19 protein-coding genes are annotated in these 18,758 nt (G+C 61.8%); 12 read left to right on the forward strand and 7 right to left on the reverse strand.

Annotated elements, in window-relative coordinates; genetic code table 11:
* Window positions 1-97 precede the first annotated feature (97 nt).
* Window positions 98-1,297 (forward strand): MFS transporter, encoded by a 1,200-nt coding sequence (locus AACY42_RS00840; RefSeq protein ID WP_339475346.1) that lies wholly within the window; start codon window positions 98-100, stop codon window positions 1,295-1,297.
* Here AACY42_RS00840 and arfB read toward each other — a convergent pair.
* Window positions 1,294-1,707, reverse strand: coding sequence for an alternative ribosome rescue aminoacyl-tRNA hydrolase ArfB (arfB, locus tag AACY42_RS00845; protein ID WP_013694088.1), 414 nt, complete (start codon window positions 1,705-1,707; stop codon window positions 1,294-1,296). The genes AACY42_RS00840 and arfB overlap by 4 nt on opposite strands.
* A gap of 318 nt (window positions 1,708-2,025) precedes the next feature.
* Window positions 2,026-3,444: an amino acid permease gene (locus tag AACY42_RS00850; protein WP_339475350.1), complete on the reverse strand. Its 1,419-nt coding sequence runs from the start codon at window positions 3,442-3,444 to the stop codon at window positions 2,026-2,028.
* A 937-nt stretch (window positions 3,445-4,381) separates the two neighbouring features.
* On the opposite strand from AACY42_RS00850, the gene AACY42_RS00855 reads away from it, so the two are divergent.
* Window positions 4,382-4,519: a hypothetical protein gene (locus AACY42_RS00855; protein WP_003178782.1), complete on the forward strand. Its 138-nt coding sequence runs from the start codon at window positions 4,382-4,384 to the stop codon at window positions 4,517-4,519.
* A 92-nt stretch (window positions 4,520-4,611) separates the two neighbouring features.
* Window positions 4,612-5,577, forward strand: coding sequence for a leucyl aminopeptidase (locus tag AACY42_RS00860; protein ID WP_339475351.1), 966 nt, complete (start codon window positions 4,612-4,614; stop codon window positions 5,575-5,577).
* Window positions 5,578-5,782: 205 nt separating this feature from the next.
* Here the strand turns inward: AACY42_RS00860 and rluB are convergent, their stop codons facing one another.
* The 5 genes from rluB to AACY42_RS00885 form a co-directional block, all read right to left on the reverse strand.
* Window positions 5,783-6,985, reverse strand: a complete 1,203-nt coding sequence (gene rluB, locus AACY42_RS00865) for a 23S rRNA pseudouridine(2605) synthase RluB (RefSeq protein WP_339475354.1) — start codon at window positions 6,983-6,985, stop codon at window positions 5,783-5,785.
* Between the two features lie 309 nt (window positions 6,986-7,294).
* Complete coding sequence (gene scpB, locus AACY42_RS00870; protein WP_339475356.1) at window positions 7,295-8,242, reverse strand: SMC-Scp complex subunit ScpB; 948 nt, start codon at window positions 8,240-8,242, stop codon at window positions 7,295-7,297.
* Window positions 8,243-8,253: 11 nt separating this feature from the next.
* Window positions 8,254-8,952 carry a segregation and condensation protein A gene (locus tag AACY42_RS00875; RefSeq protein ID WP_339475711.1) on the reverse strand — a complete coding sequence of 233 codons (699 nt, stop codon included), beginning with the start codon at window positions 8,950-8,952 and terminating at the stop codon, window positions 8,254-8,256.
* A 132-nt stretch (window positions 8,953-9,084) separates the two neighbouring features.
* On the reverse strand, window positions 9,085-9,714 hold the full coding sequence (locus AACY42_RS00880; RefSeq protein WP_339475358.1) for an L-threonylcarbamoyladenylate synthase: 630 nt from the start codon (window positions 9,712-9,714) through the stop codon (window positions 9,085-9,087).
* A gap of 13 nt (window positions 9,715-9,727) precedes the next feature.
* Window positions 9,728-10,591, reverse strand: coding sequence for a PHP domain-containing protein (locus AACY42_RS00885; RefSeq protein WP_339475360.1), 864 nt, complete (start codon window positions 10,589-10,591; stop codon window positions 9,728-9,730).
* 87 nt (window positions 10,592-10,678) lie between these two features.
* Between AACY42_RS00885 and AACY42_RS00890 the strand changes: the two genes are divergently transcribed.
* The 9 genes from AACY42_RS00890 to AACY42_RS00930 all read left to right on the forward strand — a co-directional run bounded on the left by AACY42_RS00890 (window position 10,679) and on the right by AACY42_RS00930 (window position 18,748).
* Entirely contained in the window at window positions 10,679-11,275 is a 597-nt protein-coding gene (locus tag AACY42_RS00890; protein ID WP_339475362.1) for a septation protein A, read from the forward strand.
* A gap of 1 nt (window position 11,276) precedes the next feature.
* On the forward strand, window positions 11,277-11,576 hold the full coding sequence (locus tag AACY42_RS00895) for a YciI family protein (protein ID WP_339475364.1): 300 nt from the start codon (window positions 11,277-11,279) through the stop codon (window positions 11,574-11,576).
* Window positions 11,577-11,683: 107 nt separating this feature from the next.
* Window positions 11,684-12,094 (forward strand): translation initiation factor 2, encoded by a 411-nt coding sequence (locus AACY42_RS00900; protein WP_339475366.1) that lies wholly within the window; start codon window positions 11,684-11,686, stop codon window positions 12,092-12,094.
* A gap of 7 nt (window positions 12,095-12,101) precedes the next feature.
* A complete protein-coding gene (locus tag AACY42_RS00905) occupies window positions 12,102-12,779 on the forward strand; it encodes a response regulator transcription factor (protein WP_339475368.1) in 678 nt (225 codons plus the stop codon).
* Window positions 12,780-13,031: 252 nt separating this feature from the next.
* Window positions 13,032-13,469: a Spy/CpxP family protein refolding chaperone gene (locus AACY42_RS00910; protein ID WP_339475370.1), complete on the forward strand. Its 438-nt coding sequence runs from the start codon at window positions 13,032-13,034 to the stop codon at window positions 13,467-13,469.
* Window positions 13,470-13,534: 65 nt separating this feature from the next.
* On the forward strand, window positions 13,535-14,875 hold the full coding sequence (locus AACY42_RS00915; protein WP_339475372.1) for a sensor histidine kinase: 1,341 nt from the start codon (window positions 13,535-13,537) through the stop codon (window positions 14,873-14,875).
* A 252-nt stretch (window positions 14,876-15,127) separates the two neighbouring features.
* The gene (locus AACY42_RS00920) at window positions 15,128-16,555 is read left to right on the forward strand and encodes a di-heme oxidoreductase family protein (protein WP_339475375.1); all 1,428 of its coding nucleotides are present in this window, start codon (window positions 15,128-15,130) and stop codon (window positions 16,553-16,555) included.
* Window positions 16,556-16,583: 28 nt separating this feature from the next.
* Entirely contained in the window at window positions 16,584-17,648 is a 1,065-nt protein-coding gene (locus tag AACY42_RS00925; RefSeq protein ID WP_339475377.1) for an imelysin family protein, read from the forward strand.
* Between the two features lie 2 nt (window positions 17,649-17,650).
* A complete protein-coding gene (locus AACY42_RS00930) occupies window positions 17,651-18,748 on the forward strand; it encodes a DUF1513 domain-containing protein (RefSeq protein WP_339475379.1) in 1,098 nt (365 codons plus the stop codon).
* Window positions 18,749-18,758 lie beyond the last annotated feature (10 nt).

Genomic DNA, 18,758 nt, shown 5'->3' on the forward strand with positions numbered 1-18,758 from the left:
CATTGGGCAAATAGTTTTACTTTTCCCCGCCTTGACCCCGCGCTCGCCGTTATCATAAGCAGCCTATCTATCCTGCTGCTCCGCGGACCTCTTTCCCATGTCAGATTCCCAGCGCCCCCTGGCGGTCACGCTGCAAGTCGTTTCCATCGTCCTGTTCACCTTTATCGGCTACCTGAATATCGGCATTCCCCTGGCCGTGTTGCCCGGGTTCGTCCACGGCGAACTGGGCTTCGGCGCGGTGATCGCCGGGTTGGTGATTAGCGTGCAATACCTGGCCACCCTGCTCAGTCGTCCTTATGCAGGGCGGATCATCGATAACCTGGGGAGCAAGCGTGCGGTGATGTTCGGCCTCGCCGGCTGCGGGCTGAGCGGCGTGTTCATGCTGGTGTCTGCCTGGACAGCCCACCTGCCAACGTTCAGCCTGATCAGCCTGCTGATCGGTCGCCTGGTGCTCGGCAGCGCGGAAAGCCTGGTGGGCTCCGGTTCGATTGGCTGGGGCATCGGCCGGGTCGGCGCGGCGAATACCGCCAAGGTGATTTCCTGGAACGGTATCGCCAGTTACGGCGCGTTGGCGATTGGCGCACCGCTGGGGGTGTGGCTGGTCAATGCGCTGGGACTGTGGAGCATGGGCGTGAGCATTATCTTGCTCGGTTTGCTGGGGTTGGCATTGGCCTGGCGCAAAACCGCCGCGCCCATCGTCATTGGCGAACGCCTGCCGTTCATGCACGTGCTGGGACGTGTGCTGCCACACGGCTGCGGCCTGGCCCTGGGCTCCATCGGGTTTGGCACCATCGCCACGTTCATCACCCTGTACTACGCCACCCAGCACTGGGACAACGCCGTGCTGTGCCTGAGCTTGTTCGGCGCCAGCTTCATCGGCGCGCGCCTGCTGTTCGGCAACCTGATCAACCGTCTGGGCGGCTTTCGCGTGGCGATTGCCTGCCTGTCGGTGGAAACCCTGGGCCTGCTGCTGTTGTGGCTCGCTCCGGATGCCCATTGGGCCCTCGCGGGCGCGGCGTTGAGCGGTTTGGGCTTCTCCCTGGTGTTTCCGGCGCTGGGCGTGGAAGCGGTCAACCTGGTGCCGGCCTCCAGCCGCGGCGCGGCGGTGGGCGCTTATTCGCTGTTCATTGATTTGTCGCTGGGGATCACCGGACCGCTGGCCGGTGCGATTGCCGCGGGCTTCGGCTTTGCCTCGATCTTTCTGTTCGCCGCACTGGCGGCCTTGGGCGGGTTGGCATTGAGCGTCTACCTGTACCGACAGGCGCCGAGGCATCGCCAGGAACGGGAGAAAAGCTAGAAGTCCACCTTGCCGCGCCCGGCCTTGATCGAGCCGCGTTTGGTCTTGGATTCCAAGCGACGCTTTTTCGAACCCAGGGTCGGCTTGGTCGGGCGGCGCTTCTTTTCGACCTTGGTGGCGCTGAGGATCAGTTCAGTCAGGCGCTCCAGGGCATCGGCCCGGTTCTGTTCCTGCGTGCGGTATTGCTGGGCCTTGATGATCAATACACCGTCGCTGGTAATGCGACTGTCGCGCAGGGCCAGCAGCCGCTCCTTGTAGAACTCGGGCAGCGACGAGGCCGGAATGTCGAAACGCAAATGCACGGCGCTGGAGACCTTGTTGACGTTCTGCCCCCCTGCCCCCTGGGCGCGAATGGCCGTCAGCTCGATCTCGGCGTCCGGGATGTGCACGGTGTTGGAAATCGCCAGCATGGAAAGTGTCCGGTATCAGGACCCACAGGATAACCGAAACCGCTGGAATGAGGCTTGTGAGAGCCCGACCTATGGAGCTGGTCTGTGGAACTGGTCTGTGGAACTGGTCTGTGGAACTGGTCTGTGGAACTGGTCTGTGGAACTGGTCTGTGGGAGCACGGCTTGCCCGCGATGAACGACAATGCGGTCTATCGACAAATCGCGGTGACTGCATCGCGGGCAAGCCGTGCTCCCACAGACCTTGCTTCCACAGGATTTGTGCCTGGCTTGAAACGACAAACCCGGCACTTGGCCGGGTTTGTTGTATTTCAGGCTTGCTTACTTGGCAGCAGCCGCCACAGCCAGTTCATGCCGGGCACTGCGCTTGTTCTTGATCACGTAGCACGTCCACATGAATACCACCCACACCGGAATCGCATAGACCGATATCTGGATGCCGGGAATCAACAACATCACGCCCAGGATGAACACCACGAACGCCAGGCAGATGTAGTTGCCGTACGGGTACCACAGCGCCTTGAACAGCGGCGTCTGGCGGGTCTGGTTCATGTGCTGGCGGAACTTGAAGTGCGAGTAGCTGATCATCGCCCAGTTGATCACCAGGGTCGCGACCACCAGCGACATCAGCAACTCCAGCGCATGCTGCGGGACCAGGTAGTTCAACAGCACCGCCACCAGTGTGACCGCCGCCGAGGCGAGGATCGAACGCACCGGCACGCCGCGTTTGTCGATCTTGGACAAGGCCTTAGGCGCATCGCCCTGCTCGGCCATGCCCAGCAACATACGGCTGTTGCAGTAGGTGCCGCTGTTGTACACCGACAGCGCGGCGGTGAGCACCACGAAGTTGAGGATATGCGCCGCGGTGTTGCTGCCCAGCATCGAGAACACCTGCACGAACGGGCTGCCGCTGTAGGCATCGCCGGAAGCGTTGAGCGTGGTCAGCAGGCTGTCCCAAGGCGTCAGGGACAACAGCACCACGAGCGCACCGATGTAGAAAATCAGGATCCGGTAGATCACCTGGTTGATGGCCTTGGGGATCACGGTTTTCGGTTTGTCGGCCTCGGCGGCGGTGAAACCGAGCATTTCCAGGCCACCGAACGAGAACATGATGATTGCCATGGCCATCACCAGGCCGCTGACGCCGTTGGGGAAGAACCCGCCGTGGGACCACAGGTTGGTCACCGACGCTTGCGGCCCGCCATGGCCGCTGACCAGCAAATAGCTGCCCAGGGCAATCATGCCGACAATGGCCACGACCTTGATGATCGCAAACCAGAACTCGGCCTCGCCGAAGACTTTGACGTTGGCCAGGTTGATGACGTTGATCAGGATGAAAAACGCCGCCGCCGACACCCACGTCGGGATGTCCGGGGCCCAGTAATGGATGTACTTGCCGACTGCAGTCAGCTCGGACATGCCCACCAGGATGTAGAGAATCCAGCAGTTCCAACCCGAGAGGAAACCGGCGAAACCGCCCCAGTACTTATGGGCAAAGTGGCTGAAGGAACCGGCCACCGGCTCTTCAACGATCATTTCGCCCAACTGGCGCATGATCATGAAGGCGATGAAACCGCAGATGGCGTAGCCAAGGATCATTGACGGGCCGGCTGATTTCAGCACCCCCGCCGAGCCGAGGAACAGTCCGGTACCGATCGCGCCACCGAGGGCGATCAGTTGAATGTGGCGATTTTTCAGGCCGCGTTTCAGCTCGCCCGAATGCGAGTTTTGTCCACTCATGAAAAGGGTCTCACGCAAGGTTTGATGATGTTCGTTAGACGTTGCCGCTCGAATCGGATCTCAAGCAGCGCCGATCAAACCCCAGCGCAGGCACCAGGAATTCAGCGTTTTTACAACGGTCATGCGTCACCTGTTTGTTTTTATCTGTGACGAAATCGAACCCGACACGCTTGTGGCGTGGCGGAGTGAACAAGGCGGATAACCTTGAAAGTGCGTGGGTACGCGAAGGGTCACAGTAAAACGCGGCGCATTGTACACCGCTGACCCCCTGCTGCCAGACACCACCGGATCAGCGTGTCATTTGCCGGGATTGCATGGGGCCGCCTCGAACCTGCCGGGCGGCTGCAAAAAAGTGTCCAGACTCTCGCGAGTCCCTGAAGGGTGTAGCGTGAAAAACGCCACGACGGGAGAAAAGCATGTGAGCTACGGCGTTCATTGCGCCTCCTTCTTGTTATTCACCTGCACGACAGGCATGAGGCGCATCTCACCCTTCTGGTCGACTGGAAACAAGCGGGCCAGAGCCTTTGAAAGCCCGCTTGGACAGGTCTTGCGGAAGATTTTCCTTACACCCCGGAGCGACCCGGTTTCCGGCCACCGCGATGGGCATTTTTCGTCAGCATTTCTTTACAACACGTAACGAAGAGTTGCCATGCAGCAATCTTTTGCGGGCTGACTGCAAATTGACGGTAGGTAGCTACCTATTAAAAAAAACACCCAGGCAGCTGTTTTTGAATGAGTAATGTTGTCACCAAAAATGGAACAAAAAGTTCAAACGAAAATAATGAAATTATTTTTTGCAATCCAAAAAACCCTCGACTAGGTTTTCAGCGACTTGCCAAGGCATCGTGCCGACAAGTTCTGCGGTGCCGTTGCCGGTCTGTTTTCACTTGCCGAACCGAACCGCTGATTTCCGTAAAAGTCATCTAGGAGATTCACTATGCAAGCACTGGACAAAGACTTGGAAACCGAACTGCAACTGGACGAATGGTTTGAAGCCCCAACCCATGAAGCCGCCGTTGAAATGATGCAGGCCGATGCCGTCGTTCCGTTCGGCACGGCGATGTGGCCTCTGTAGGCAGCGCCCGGCGGAGGCGATCCGGCCGGTCGACTCCGCCACTTTTGCCGGTTGCCAGGGACGTTTAATGCACTTGTCAGGGAAGAATAAGCATGGACACACAACGAGCCATCTCACATTTCCTTTACTACCTCGAACACCATCCCGCCCTGGTCGGCATCCAGCCCGCCAAGGTGCTGCTCGGCCATACCGCTGACTATGAAGCGCTGACCAGTGCCATTGCCGAACAGGCGGGCAGCGACTCGCCCTTCCGGTTCAGCGTCATGCGCCTGGACCTTGAGCCCACGGAGCGCCTGTCCAAGGCCATTGCCGACAGCGATCTGTATATTTTCTTCTACGACTCCTCCACCCTGCCCAACCCTCGTCCCGACGGCCCGGACTTTGTCCGCGCACTGCAAGGCGTGATGGCCGACAACTGGAAAAAATCGCTGCTGTTCAAGGACTACGGCGACTACTTCTACGACACTTTCAGCGTGATTCCCCAGCGTATCGCCGGGCTCAACAGCCACCTGATCCGGCGCATGTCCCAGGCGACGAGCTTGAGTTTCCAGGATGACCACGGTTCGTATTTCGACACCGCCCTGGGCGGCGTTAAGAAGTGGACCGACATCAACGGCCTCGGCAACTACGACCTGGCCCCCGGCGAAATCGCCACCCACAGCGACACCATCAATGGCCGAGTGAATTTCGTCGGCACGTTCCTGAGCACCATCCCGTTCGCACGCAAATATGGTGTGCTGCAATCGCCGCTGGAGCTGTGGATCGAAGACTCCACCATCCAGAAAATCGCCACCGACGTGCCAGGCCTGGAACACGACTTCAACAAATACCTGGACGCCAACCCGTCCAACCGCCGCATCGAGGAGCTGGGGATTGGCACCAACGAAGGGGTCAAGAGCCTGTACGCCCGCAATGCCGGTTTCGAGGAGCGTCATTGCGGCCTGCACTTGGGGCTCGGCGGCGGGGCCAAGGGCAGCCATCACCTGGATCTGATTTTCGAGAAGGGGATGTTGGCGCTGGATAATGAGCCGATGTTTGATGGGCGGTTTGTGCTTTAGAGATGGCGGTGATGCTACTGACCTCTTCGCGAGCAGGCTCGCTCCCACAATGGAACGGCGCCGAACACGCATCTCCCATTCACTAAAGATCTAACTGTGGGAGCGAACCTGCTCGCGAAGGCGGACTCACTTGCGCCCCATCACTAAAGCCAGCGCAAAAAAAAGCCAACTCGAAAGTTGGCTTTTTTTCATGGGCGGTTGCCGATCACTCCGGCTTACGACGCCCAAACCCAGGACGCTGTCCCGAACCTGCCGGTGCGCCACGGCGCTTGCCCGATGGCGTGTCGCGGTCGGCCAGGACGATACCCGGACGCTTTTTCGGTGCTGGCTTGGCCGGACGCTTGGTGTCGACCGGGCGATCGGCGACTGGCGTACCTCGGCCAGCCGGAGCACCGCGCCCTTCACCACGTTCAGTCCGACCGTTGGCCGGACGCGGGGCAGGCTTGCGGGCCGGGCGTTCGCCTTCGATCTGCGGCTCGCGCGAAGGACGCGGCCCCGTCGGCGCGCCTTCGGCAGCCGGACGCAGCGTACGCACGCGCTCGGTCTTGCCCATCGGACGCGAGGATTTACGCTGCATCCGTTCCAGCTTGTCCTTGCTCTTGGCGGTCATCTGCGGCATTGCCACCGGCTTGAGGCCCACTTCGGCCGCCAGGATGTCGACTTCGTACTGGCTCATTTCGCGCCAGCGGCCCATCGGCAGGTCGGAATTGAGGAACACCGGACCGAAACGCACGCGCTTGAGGCGGCTGACCACCAACCCCTGGGATTCCCACAAACGACGCACTTCACGGTTGCGGCCTTCCATCACCACGCAGTGGTACCAGTGGTTGAAGCCTTCACCGCCGGGAGCCTGCTTGATGTCGGTGAAACGCGCCGGGCCGTCTTCCAGCACAACGCCAGCCTTGAGGCGCTCGATCATCTCGTCGTCGACTTCGCCACGCACACGCACGGCGTATTCGCGGTCCATCTCATAGGACGGGTGCATCAAACGGTTAGCCAGTTCACCGTCAGTGGTGAACATCAGCAAACCGGTGGTGTTGATGTCCAGGCGACCGATGTTGATCCAGCGGCCTTCTTTGGGGCGTGGCATCTTGTCGAACACGGTCGGACGGCCTTCCGGGTCGTCACGGGTGCAGATCTCGCCGTCGGGTTTGTTGTACATGATCACGCGGCGCACCGTTTCGGCGGCCTCTTCGCGCTTGATCACCTTGCCATCGATGGTGATGGCGTCGTGCATGTCGACACGCAGGCCCAAGGTGGCATCTTTGCCGTTGACCTTGATTCGGCCCTGGGTGATCCAGGCTTCCACGTCGCGGCGCGAACCGACGCCGATACGGGCGAGGACTTTTTGCAGCTTCTCGCCTGCTGGGCCAATTTCCTGGCTGTCGTTCTGGTCTTGGTCTTTCATTCTGGGCACCTCCCGGTGTGGTCGAGCCAGGCTTGGCCTGACGCTTTGAAAACGGGTCTTTGACGAAGGGATCGCCAAAGGGTCGCGAATCATACGCTCGTTGAGGCGATTGCGCATCAGAGACTAGCTGATCGACGCGCGCCCGGCGCTTTTTCCGCCGACCGGTGGCGCGTAACGGGGTGGAATTCATTATCTAGTGTGGGAGCGAGCCTGCTCGCGATAGCGATTTCACATCCACAACAATGTCAGTTGACAGACCGCTATCGCGAGCAGGCTCGCTCCCACAGGGGTGTTGTGGTGTCAGCTGGATCAATCGTCGAACTGACGCCGTTCGTTTTCGATCGCTTCGGCCAGGGCGCGGGCTTCGGCTTCTTCGTCACTCAGTTCGGGTTCCGGCGGTTGGAGGGCGGCGACGGCGGCCAGCAGTTTTTCCCGGGCTTCGGCAACGCCGAGGATGTCCTCTTCAGGTTCGGGCTCAGGCTCAGGCTCCGACTCGCTGTCAGGCTCCGGCAACTCATCCGTCTCGCCGTCCGGCCCCGGCCCCTCACGTAGCAGGTCGTCGAAATCGGTCTTCAAGCCCTCCTCCATGGTGTCCAGCTCCAGCAACAACGAGTGGAAACTGGTCTCTTCCTTCGGTTCCTCAGGCTCGGCACTGGCGTCAGCCAGTTCCTGCAGCCCCTGGGGCACCGGGGCATCGTCGAACGCCAGCATCGGTTCGGGTTCCAGCTCCCGCAGTTCGGCCAACGGCGGCAGGTCATCCAGGTTCTTCAGGTTGAAGTGATCGAGAAAGGCCTTGGTGGTGGCGAACATCGCCGGTTTGCCCGGCACATCGCGATAGCCTACGACACGGATCCACTCGCGCTCCAACAGCGTCTTGACGATATGGCTGTTGACCGCCACGCCGCGCACATCTTCGATCTCGCCGCGGGTGATCGGTTGGCGATAGGCAATCAATGCCATGGTTTCGAGCATGGCGCGGGAGTAGCGCTGCGGCCGCTCCTCCCACAGGCGCCCGACCCATGGTGCGAACTTCTCGCGGATCTGCAGGCGATAACCGGACGCCACTTCCTTGAGTTCGAAGGCCCGCCCCTCGCAAGATTTGCCCAACAGCGTCAGGGCCTTCTTGAACACGGCGGGCTCAGGCCGCTCGCCTTCTTCGAAGAGTTCGAACAGGCGCTCCATCGATTGCGGCTTTCCCGAGGCCAGCAGGAAAGCTTCAAGCAAGGGGGCCAGCTCGCGGGGTTCAGTCAGATTCATTGATTTGCTCGTTATTCGGCTCGTGCCCGCACGTGGATCGCTGCGAACGGCTCATTCTGCACCAGCTCGACCAAGGATTCCTTGACCAATTCCAGGACCGCCATAAACGTCACGACGACCCCCAAGCGCCCTTCCTCGGCGGTGAACAGCTCGACGAACGGCACGAAACCGCCGCCCTTGAGCCGCTCCAGCACATCGCTCATGCGCTCGCGGGTGGACAGCGCTTCGCGGCTGACCTGGTGACTTTCAAACATATCACCTCGGCGCAGGACCTCGGCCATGGACACCAGCAACTCTTCCAGGCTCACATCTGGCAGCAGCTTTCGCGCCCGCGCCTCGGGGGCATCGAGCTTGGGCACCACCACATCGCGCCCGACCCGGTTCAAGCCATCGAGGCCTTCGGCCGCGACCTTGAAACGCTCGTACTCCTGCAAGCGCCGGATAAGCTCGGCCCGCGGGTCGTCCTCTTCCTCTTCGACCGCTGCCGAGCGCGGCAGCAGCATCCTTGACTTGATCTCGGCGAGCATGGCCGCCATCACCAGGTACTCGGCCGCCAGTTCCAGGCGCACCGACTGCATCAACTCGACGTAGCCCATGTACTGACGGGTGATCTCCGCCACGGGGATGTCGAGGATATTGATGTTCTGTTTGCGGATCAGGTACAGCAGCAGGTCAAGCGGGCCCTCGAAAGCTTCGAGGAACACTTCCAGCGCATCCGGCGGAATGTACAGGTCCAGGGGCATTTCCATGACCGCCTGGCCATAGACCATGGCGAACGGCAGCTCCTGCTGCGCGCCGGCCTGGCTGTCGGCATTGTCCACGGCGGTTTCCACGGCGGACATTCAGGCCTCGACCATGAACGGCGTCGGATCGCCACAACCGACGCGCACCACCTGGGGCTCGTCATCGGCCAGGTTGATCACCGTAGACGCCGACATGCCGCCGAAACCGCCGTCGATGATCAAGTCCACCTGATGCTCGAGAATCTGGCGCATCTCATAGGGATCGGTCAGAGGCTCGGTCTCGCCGGGCATGATCAGCGTGACGCTCATCAGCGGCTCACCCAGTTCCGCCAGCAGCGCCAGGGCAATGGGATGGCTTGGCACCCGCAGGCCGATGGTGCGTTTTTTGGGGTGCAGCAACAGCCGCGGGACTTCTCGCGTGGCGTTGAGAATGAATGTGTACGGCCCCGGCAAATGCGCCTTAAGCAGGCGAAAGGTGCCGGTGTCGATCTTGGCGAACAGGCCCAACTGCGACAGGTCACTGCAGATGAGCGCAAAGTTGTGCTTGTCGTCCAGTTGACGCAGGCGTCTTACTCGCTCCACGGCATTCTTGTCGCCGATCTGGCAACCGATGGCGTAGGAGGAGTCGGTGGGATAGACCACCACGCCTCCGCCGCGAATGATTTCCACGGCCTGTTTGATCAGGCGCGCTTGCGGGTTTTCCGGATGAATCTGGAAAAATTGACTCACGTGTTCTACCTGTTCAGACGGCGGCGGTAACGGGATCATGTTTGAATCTACACCAGAGTGGTGGCAGATCTTCCGGCAACGGGCGGTATTCGCCAATCTCGGACCAGCCCCCAGGGCCATGGAAATCACTGCCGGCGGTGACCAGCAGGCCGAACTCACGGGCCAGGATTGCCAGGCTACCGACCTGCTCGGCAGGCTGATGGCCGTTGACCACCTCAATGGCATGCCCCCCCGCTTGAATATAGTCGGCAACCAGGCGGCGGCGCTTGCTGCGAGTGAAGTCATAATGCCATGGATGTGCCAGGCTGACCCAGGCGCCAGCGGCCCGCAGGGTCTGGACGGTGTCTTCCAGCGTCGGCCAGTGCTGCTTGACGTCCCCCAGCTTGCCGGCCCCTAACCATTTGCGGAACGCTTCGGCGCGGTCCTTGACGAACCCTTCGCGCACCATCCAGTCGGCGAAGTGTGGCCGGGCCGGTGCGTTGCCGCTGTCGCCCAGTTCCTGCTGGATCTGCCGGGCGCCGTCCAGCGCACCGGGCATGCCCTTGAGGGCCAGCTTGCGGCTGATCTCTTCGGACCGCAGCCAGCGCCCGTCATGCAGTTGCGCGATGGCCTGGACCAGCGCGGGCGCATTCACATCGAAACCGTAGCCCAGCACATGGATGGTCGCCCCGCCCCAGGTACAGGACAACTCGACCCCATTGACCAGCTGCATGCCCAGCGCCGTGGCGGCGCTGCGGGCCTCGTCGAGGCCTTCGAGGGTGTCGTGATCGGTCAGGGCCAGGACTCGCACGCCGTGCTCGAACGCCCGCGCCACCAGAACCGCGGGCGCCAGGGCGCCATCGGAGGCCGTGCTATGGCAGTGCAAATCAACATTCACGAGAGTTTGTTACCTCAAATCAGCTGGCCCTATCGCGGCCAAGGATGTTTGTTATTATGCCGCCACATCCTGCTTCTGGCTGCCACTGTGAAACAATTCATCGACTTCATCCCGCTCCTGCTGTTTTTCATCGTCTACAAACTTGATCCCCGGGCCGTCGACTTCGCCGGTCATTCCTTGACTGTAGGCGGTATTTACAGCGCCACGGCAGTGCTGATCATCAGCTCCCTGGTGGTCTACGGCGCGCTGTTCGTATCCCAGCGCAAACTGGAGAAGAGCCAGTGGCTGACCCTGATCGCCTGCCTTGTCTTCGGCAGCCTGACCTTGGCGTTCCACAGCGAAACCTTCCTCAAATGGAAGGCCCCGGTGGTCAACTGGCTGTTCGCCCTGGCCTTCATCGGCAGCCACTTCGTCGGTGACCGCCTGCTGATCAAGCGCATCATGGGCCATGCCGTGAGCCTGCCGGACCTGATCTGGACCCGCCTGAACATCGCCTGGATCGCGTTCTTCCTGTTCTGCGGCGCCGCCAACCTGTTCGTTGCCTTCACGTTTCAGGACTACTGGGTCGACTTCAAGGTCTTCGGTAGCCTGGGCTTGACGCTGTTGTTCCTGATTGGCCAGGGTATCTACCTGTCCCGTCATCTGCATGATGCCGACCCCACCACGCCAAAAACCGAGGACTGACATGCTCTACGCAATCATTGCTACCGACGTCGCCAACTCCCTGGAAAAACGCCAGGCCGCTCGCCCCGCGCACCTGGAGCGCCTGCAAAAACTCCAGGACGAAGGCCGCGTAGTGCTGGCCGGCCCGCATCCGGCGGTGGACAGCAATGACCCTGGCGCCGCCGGTTTCAGTGGCAGCCTGATGGTGGTCGAATTCGACTCCCTGGCCGCTGCCCAGCAATGGGCCGAGGCCGACCCGTTCGTTGCGGCCGGCGTCTATGCCCATGTCGTGGTCAAGCCATTCAAGCAAGTCATGCCGTAAATACCCCTGGCGCGATGAGCCTTCGCGGCTCGTTGCGTTCAATTGCTCATTGTTCTCGTTTGCCTGCCGACAACCTGTCTAATCTCGATTGGAATTCAGGAGTTGCAATGCGCAAAAGTCCGTTGTGCCTGTTATTGGTCACGTTGGCGATCGGGGCACCCGCCCATGGCGAGGAGAGCACCGAGGGCAGTCATTCGGCGCCCTTGTCCCTGAGCGCCGGCAGCCAGATCGCCGAACTGCAGCAACGTTTGAAAGAAAGCGAGCGCCAGCGTGAAGCATTGAGCAAGCAATTACAAAGCGCCGACAGCTCACGCGAGAGCGCATTGCTGGCGCGACTGCGCCAGGAGAACCAGCGCCTGAAGCTGCAACTCAAGGAGGCCCAGGCAAGCCCGCTGCCACGCCTGTTGACCGATCAACAGCAATGGTTTGTCATCGGTGCCGGGGTAGCGCTATTGGCCCTGCTCTGCGGTATCTTTGCCAGCGGTGGACGTAGACAACGTCGGCAATGGCTAAATTGAGTGAGTCATGAGCGAGCTGTTACTGATAGACGATGACCAGGAGCTGTGCGAGCTCCTCGTAAGCTGGTTGAGCCAGGAGGGTTTTCAGGTCCGGGCCTGTCACGATGGCCAAAGTGCCCGCAGGGCCCTGGCCGAAACTGCCCCGGCAGCCGTGGTACTGGACGTGATGCTGCCCGACGGCAGTGGCCTGGAACTGCTCAAGCAATTGCGCAGCGATCACCCGGAGCTGCCGGTGCTGATGCTGTCGGCCCGGGGTGAACCGCTGGACCGGATCCTCGGCCTGGAGCTGGGCGCCGATGACTACCTGGCCAAACCCTGCGACCCACGCGAACTGACCGCCCGCCTGCGCGCCGTGCTGCGCCGCAGTCACCCGACGGCCGTGTCCAGCCAGATCGAACTGGGTGACCTGACTTTCAGCCCGGTGCGTGGCGTGGTCAGCATCGACGAACAGGAACAGGCCCTCACCGTTTCCGAAAGTCGCCTGCTCGAAGCCTTGCTCAAGCAGCCGGGCGAGCCGCTGGAGAAGCAGGAACTGGCGCAGATCGCTCTGGGCCGCAAGCTGACCCTGTACGACCGCAGCCTCGATATGCACGTGAGCAACCTGCGCAAAAAAATCGGCCCCCACCCCGACGGCCGCCCGCGCATCGTGGCGCTGCGTAGCCGTGGCTATTACTACAGCCCCTAAGCACTGCGCCGCTGGGCTGTGGGAGCAAAGCTTGCTCGCGATGCAGGCGCCTCGGTTCCCCCAGAGACCGCGTTATCTTCATCGCGGGCAAGCTTTGCTCCCACAGGACTGAGTGTCCTTCCCAGCAGATTTGTCAGGTCTGCACCAAAACGTCTTTACTCAAGCTTTACGCCCCCCTGACCGCCGCTGACCTTGATCTCCGTAATCTGCACACATCCGGAACTGACCGGGAATGAGACAAGGAGACACACCATGCGCAAGACCCTTATCGCTCTGATGTTCGCTGCAGCCCTGCCAACCGTCGCCATGGCCATGCCCGAAGGTACCGGCCCGATGGGACCTATGGACGGCCCACGCCACGGCGGCCAGATGCACGACAAAGGTCCGTACAGCCAACTGGACCTGAGCCGTGAACAGCGCCAGCAGATTCGCCAGATCATGGGCGAACAGCGCCACGAACAACGCGAACTGGTAGACAAGTACCTGGCCAAGCTGTCGCCAGCCGACCAGAAAGCCATGCAGGACGAAATGCAAGCCCGGCATCAGAAGGTCGATGCCCAGATCCGCGGGCTGTTGAAGCCTGAGCAGCAAAAAGAGTTCGACGTGATCCAGAAGAAACGGGCCGAGCGTCGCGCCGAGTGGGCTGAGTTCAAGGCCTGGAAAGCGCAACAGCCGCAAAAAGCGCAATAATGCACTGAAGCCCCCAGCCCAACGGCACGTCGCCGTTGGGCTTTCTTTGTTTTCGAGGATTTAGCGTGCGTTCATTGTTCTGGCGCATCCTGGCCAGTTTCTGGCTGGCCATCGCTCTGGTTGCAGGGCTTTCGCTCCTGATGGGCCACATGCTCAATCAGGACGCCTGGATCCTCAGCCGCCATCCAGGCCTCAACACCCTGCCCGAAGAGTGGACACAAACCTACGAAAGCCAGGGTGAGGACGCCGCCCAGGACATCCTGCAACAGCGCAAGCGTCAGTATCACGTCGACGTCCAAGTGTTCAATGAAAGCGGCGACCCCGTGGTGCGCGGCACCTTCCCGCATCGCGCCGCAGCCTTCGAGGCTCGGCAGAACAGCAACGAGCGACGCCTGCCCTGGCGGCGGCTGACCGACGAGGTCACCAGCGCCAAAACCGGTGACACGTATTTGTTCATCTACCGCATCCCCCATCCCGAACTGGACGCCTGGCATCGCGACAGCCTGCTCTGGCCCCTCAGTGCACTGGGGATCGCGCTGGTGGTGCTGACCTTGTTCAGCCTGTTGGTGACGCTTTCGATCACCCGCCCGTTGAGTCGCCTGCGCGGCGCGGTGCATGACTTGGGCCAGGCCGCCTATCAGCAGAACAGCCTCGCCAAGCTGGCCAACCGGCGGGACGAGTTCGGCGTACTGGCCACTGACTTCAACCGCATGGGCGCGCGCCTGCAAAGCTTGATCGCCAGCCAGCGACAACTGCTGCGCGACGTGTCCCACGAACTGCGCTCGCCCCTGGCCCGGCTGCGCATTGCCTTGGCATTGGCTGAGCGGGCCAGCCCCGAGGAGCGTGAAAGGCTCTGGCCGCGCCTGACCCGCGAATGCGATCGCCTGGAAGCGCTGATCAGTGAAATCCTGGTGTTGGCCCGGGTCGATGCCGACAACGCCGGCGCCGAAGAGGTGGAACTCAACGGCTTGCTGGTCACCCTGCAAAAAGATGCGCGACTGGCCTCACCGGAACAAACCGTGCAACTCGAAACCGAGGCGGACCTGACACTCAAGGGCTGGCCGACCATGATCGAGCGAGCGGTGGACAATCTGCTGCGCAACGCCCAGCGCTTCAATCCGGCCGGGCAATCGATCGAGATGCGCGCGGTGCGCCAGGGCGAACGAATCCTGATCAGCGTGCGCGACCACGGGCCAGGCGTGGAGGCCGAACACCTCGGGCAATTGGGCGAGCCGTTCTACCGCGCGCCCGGCCAGACCGCCGCCGGCCATGGCCTAGGCCTGGCCATCGCACGCCGAGCCGCCGAACGCCATGGCGGCGCGTTGGTGCTGGATAATCATCCTGGCGGCGGGTTCATCGCGACGCTGGAATTGCCGTTGGTGCCGGGGGCTGTGATCCAGCCGTAAGCCCCCCACTGTAGGAGCTGCCGAAGGCTGCGATCTTTTGATCTTTCGCTCCAGATTCAATTGTCTGGGACAAGATCGCAGCCTCGTTGCACTCGACAGCTCCTACACAGGGCCCACACCTCCTACACCGTTTCTACGCGGCGTCAGAATCATGCAGTCTGCCTTCAAACCAAACGATAATTCCTCTTATTCAAACTGCCCCGCCCTGTTAGACTTTGCGCCCTCGTTTTCACTCATCTCCCAGGACGCCCGATGCCGTCGTTGCCTCTTCGTTTATGTGCGCTGTTCATGGCCCTGGGCCTGAGTGCCTGCGATGATGCCCCGCGTTTTACCCAGGCCGAACCGGGTGAAGCCCGTTCCGGTGGCGCCGCGACGGTACGCAAGACGGATCAGAACGCCTTTTCCCTGCCCTCGGCCAACCTGCCGCCCTCGCGACGTGTGGATTTCAGCGTCGGCAACAGTTTCTTCCGCAGCCCCTGGGTGATCGCCCCCTCGACCACCACTGCCCGCGACGGCCTCGGCCCCCTGTTCAACACCAACGCCTGCCAGAACTGCCACATCAAGGACGGTCGCGGCCACCCGCCAGCACCAGACGCGATCAGCGCGGTATCGATGCTGGTGCGCCTGTCGATCCCCGACGCACCGCCCTATGCCAAGCTCATCGAACAATTGGGGGTCGTGCCGGAACCGGTTTACGGCGGGCAGTTGCAGGACATGTCCGTACCCGGCGTTGCCCCCGAAGGCAAGGTGCGGGTCGATTACACGCCGGTCCCGGTGCGTTTCAAGGACGGCACCGTCGTGGAACTGCGCAAGCCGGATCTGCAGATCACCCAGCTGGCCTATGGGCCAATGCACCCGGACACGCGTTTTTCCGCCCGCGTCGCCCCGCCGATGATCGGCCTGGGGTTGCTCGAGGCCATCCCCGACGAAGCCATCCTGGCAAACGCCGAAAACCAGGCCCGGGAGAAAAACGGCATCGCCGGGCGTCCCAATCAGGTCTGGGACGACGTCCAGCAAAAAACCGCCCTGGGACGGTTCGGCTGGAAGGCCGGACAGCCCAACCTCAACCAGCAGAACGTCCACGCGTTCGCCGGCGACATGGGCCTGACGACAAGCCTGCGGCCCTTCGACGACTGCACCCAGACCCAGCTCGACTGCAAGCGTGCGCCCAGCGGTAATGGCCCGAACGGCGAACCGGAAGTCAGCGACAACATCCTGCGATTGGTGCTGTTCTATAGTCGAAACCTCGCCGTACCGGCCCGACGCGACGTGAATTCACCCCAGGTGCTGGCGGGCAAGAACCTGTTCTTCCAGGCCGGGTGCCAGTCCTGCCACACACCGAAATACACCACCTCCGCCAACGCCGCCGAACCGGAGTTGGCGAACCAGGTCATCCGCCCTTACACCGACCTGCTGTTGCACGACATGGGCGAAGGCCTGGCGGACAACCGCAGCGAATTCAAGGCCAGCGGCCGTGACTGGCGAACCCCGCCACTGTGGGGCATCGGCCTGACCGAAGCCGTCAACGGCCACACCCAGTTCCTGCATGACGGACGGGCCCGCAACCTGCTCGAAGCCGTGCTGTGGCATGGTGGCGAAGCACACGCGGCGCAGCGCCAGGTTTTAGCGTTCAATGCCGAGCAGCGCACTGCTTTGCTGGCCTTCCTGAATTCCCTTTAAACGCCCTTTCCAGAAGTGGGAGCACGACATGTTCCGTCCCAAGCTGTTGTTCACCAGCCTCGCCGCCATCGCCCTCGCTGCCTGCTCGCCCCAGGATCCACAAGCCGTAACCTCGGCGGCTATCGCCAAGCAAGTGATCCTGCCGACCTACAGCCGCTGGGTCGAGGCCGACCGGCAACTGGCGACCAGCGCCCTGGCGTTCTGCCAAGGCAAGGAAAACCTGGAAACTGCCCGCGCCAACTTCCTCAAGGCGCAAAAAGCCTGGGCCGAACTGCAACCGTTGCTGATCGGTCCGCTGGCCGAGGGCAACCGCGCCTGGCAGGTGCAGTTCTGGCCGGACAAGAAAAACCTGGTGGGCCGTCAGGTCGAGCAATTGGTCAACGGCGAGCCACAGATCGACGCCGCCGGCCTGGCCAAGTCCAGTGTCGTGGTCCAGGGCCTCTCGGCCTATGAATACCTGCTGTTCGACGCCAAGATCGACATGGCCGACAGTGCGCAAAAAGCCAAGTATTGCCCGCTACTCAGCGCCATCGGCGAACGCCAGAAACAACTGGCCGAAGAGATCCTGTCGCGCTGGAACACCCACGACGGCATGCTCGCCCAGATGAGCAAATTCCCCAACCAGCGCTACGCCGACTCCCACGAGGCCATCGCCGATCTGCTGCGCGTCCAGGTCACCGCCCTGGATACGCTGAAGAAAAAACTCGGCACACCGATGGGCCGCCAGAGCAAAGGCGTACCACAGCCGTTCCAGGCCGATGCCTGGCGCAGCCAGTCGTCGTTGCAAGGCCTGGAGGCCAGCCTGAGCGCGGCCAGGACCGTCTGGGTGGGCGTGGACAACAAGGGCCTGCGCGGCCTGCTGCCCAGCGACCAGAAGCCGTTGGCGGACAAGATCGACGCCGCCTACGATGCCTCGTTGAAACTGTTTACCAGCAGTCAGCGCTCATTGACCGAAATGCTCAACGACGATGCCGGGCGCCAGCAACTCAACGATTTGTATGACAGCCTCAACGTCGTCCATCGCCTGCACGAAGGTGAACTGGCCAAGGCGCTGGGTATTCAACTGGGCTTCAATGCCAACGACGGTGACTGATCATGTTTCGACGTCAGGTCCTGGCACTGGGCAGCTTGCTGCTCGGCGCCGTCACTCTGGGCGGCTGGACGCTGTTCAAGCAAAAGGACAAACACCCACTCTTGCTTTCGGCACGGGACGATGGCGACGGCAAGCACTACGCCGTCGGCTATCGGCTGGATGGCACCCGGGTGTTCGCCACCCAGGTCGGCCAGCGTTGCCATGACATCATCAATCATCCGACCCAGCCGATTGCGCTGTTCGTCGCCCGTCGCCCAGGTACCGAAAGCTACCTGATCAACCTGCGCGACGGGACGCTGCTGCAAACCATCACCTCGTTGCCGAACCGGCATTTCTATGGCCACGCGGTGATCCACAAAAGCGGCGAATGGCTGTATGCCACTGAGAACGACACCACCGACCCGGGACGCGGCCTGTTGGGCGTGTACCGTTTCGAAGGCGAGCGGCTGGTGCACAGCGGCGAGATGTCCACCCACGGTATCGGTCCGCACCAAGTCTCATGGATGCCCGATGGCGAAACGCTGGTGGTGGCCAATGGCGGCATTCGCACCGAGGCCGAAAGCCGGGTCGAAATGAACCTCGACGCCATGGAGCCGAGCCTGGTACTGATGCAACGTGACGCCACCCTGCTGAGCAAGGAAACCCTCACCCAGTCGATGAACAGCGTGCGCCACCTGGGCATCGCCAGCGACGGCACCATCGTCTCCGGCCAGCAGTTCATGGGCGCGGCCCACGAGTCCTCGGAACTGCTGGCGATCAAGCGGCCGGGCCAGCCATTCCATGCGTTCCCGGTGCCCGAAGATCAATTGCAGGCCATGGGGCACTACACCGCCAGCGTCGCCGTGCACAGCGATCTGCGCCTGGTGGCCCTGACCGCTCCTCGTGGCAACCGCTTCTTCATCTGGGACCTGGACAGCGGCGAAGTACGCCTGGATGCGCCGCTGCCGGACTGTGCCGGCGTGGGCGCGGTGGGTGACGGGTTTGTCGTGACGTCGGGCCAAGGGCGTTGCCGCTATTACGATTGCCGACAGACACAACTGGTTGCAAAACCACTGGATCTGCCGGCAGGGCTCTGGGACAACCATTTGCATCTGGCCTGAGCCAGGGAGC

Source organism: Pseudomonas sp. RL_5y_Pfl2_73 (genome assembly GCF_963970515.1).
In the GTDB taxonomy this organism is placed as follows: Bacteria; Pseudomonadota; Gammaproteobacteria; order Pseudomonadales; family Pseudomonadaceae; genus Aquipseudomonas.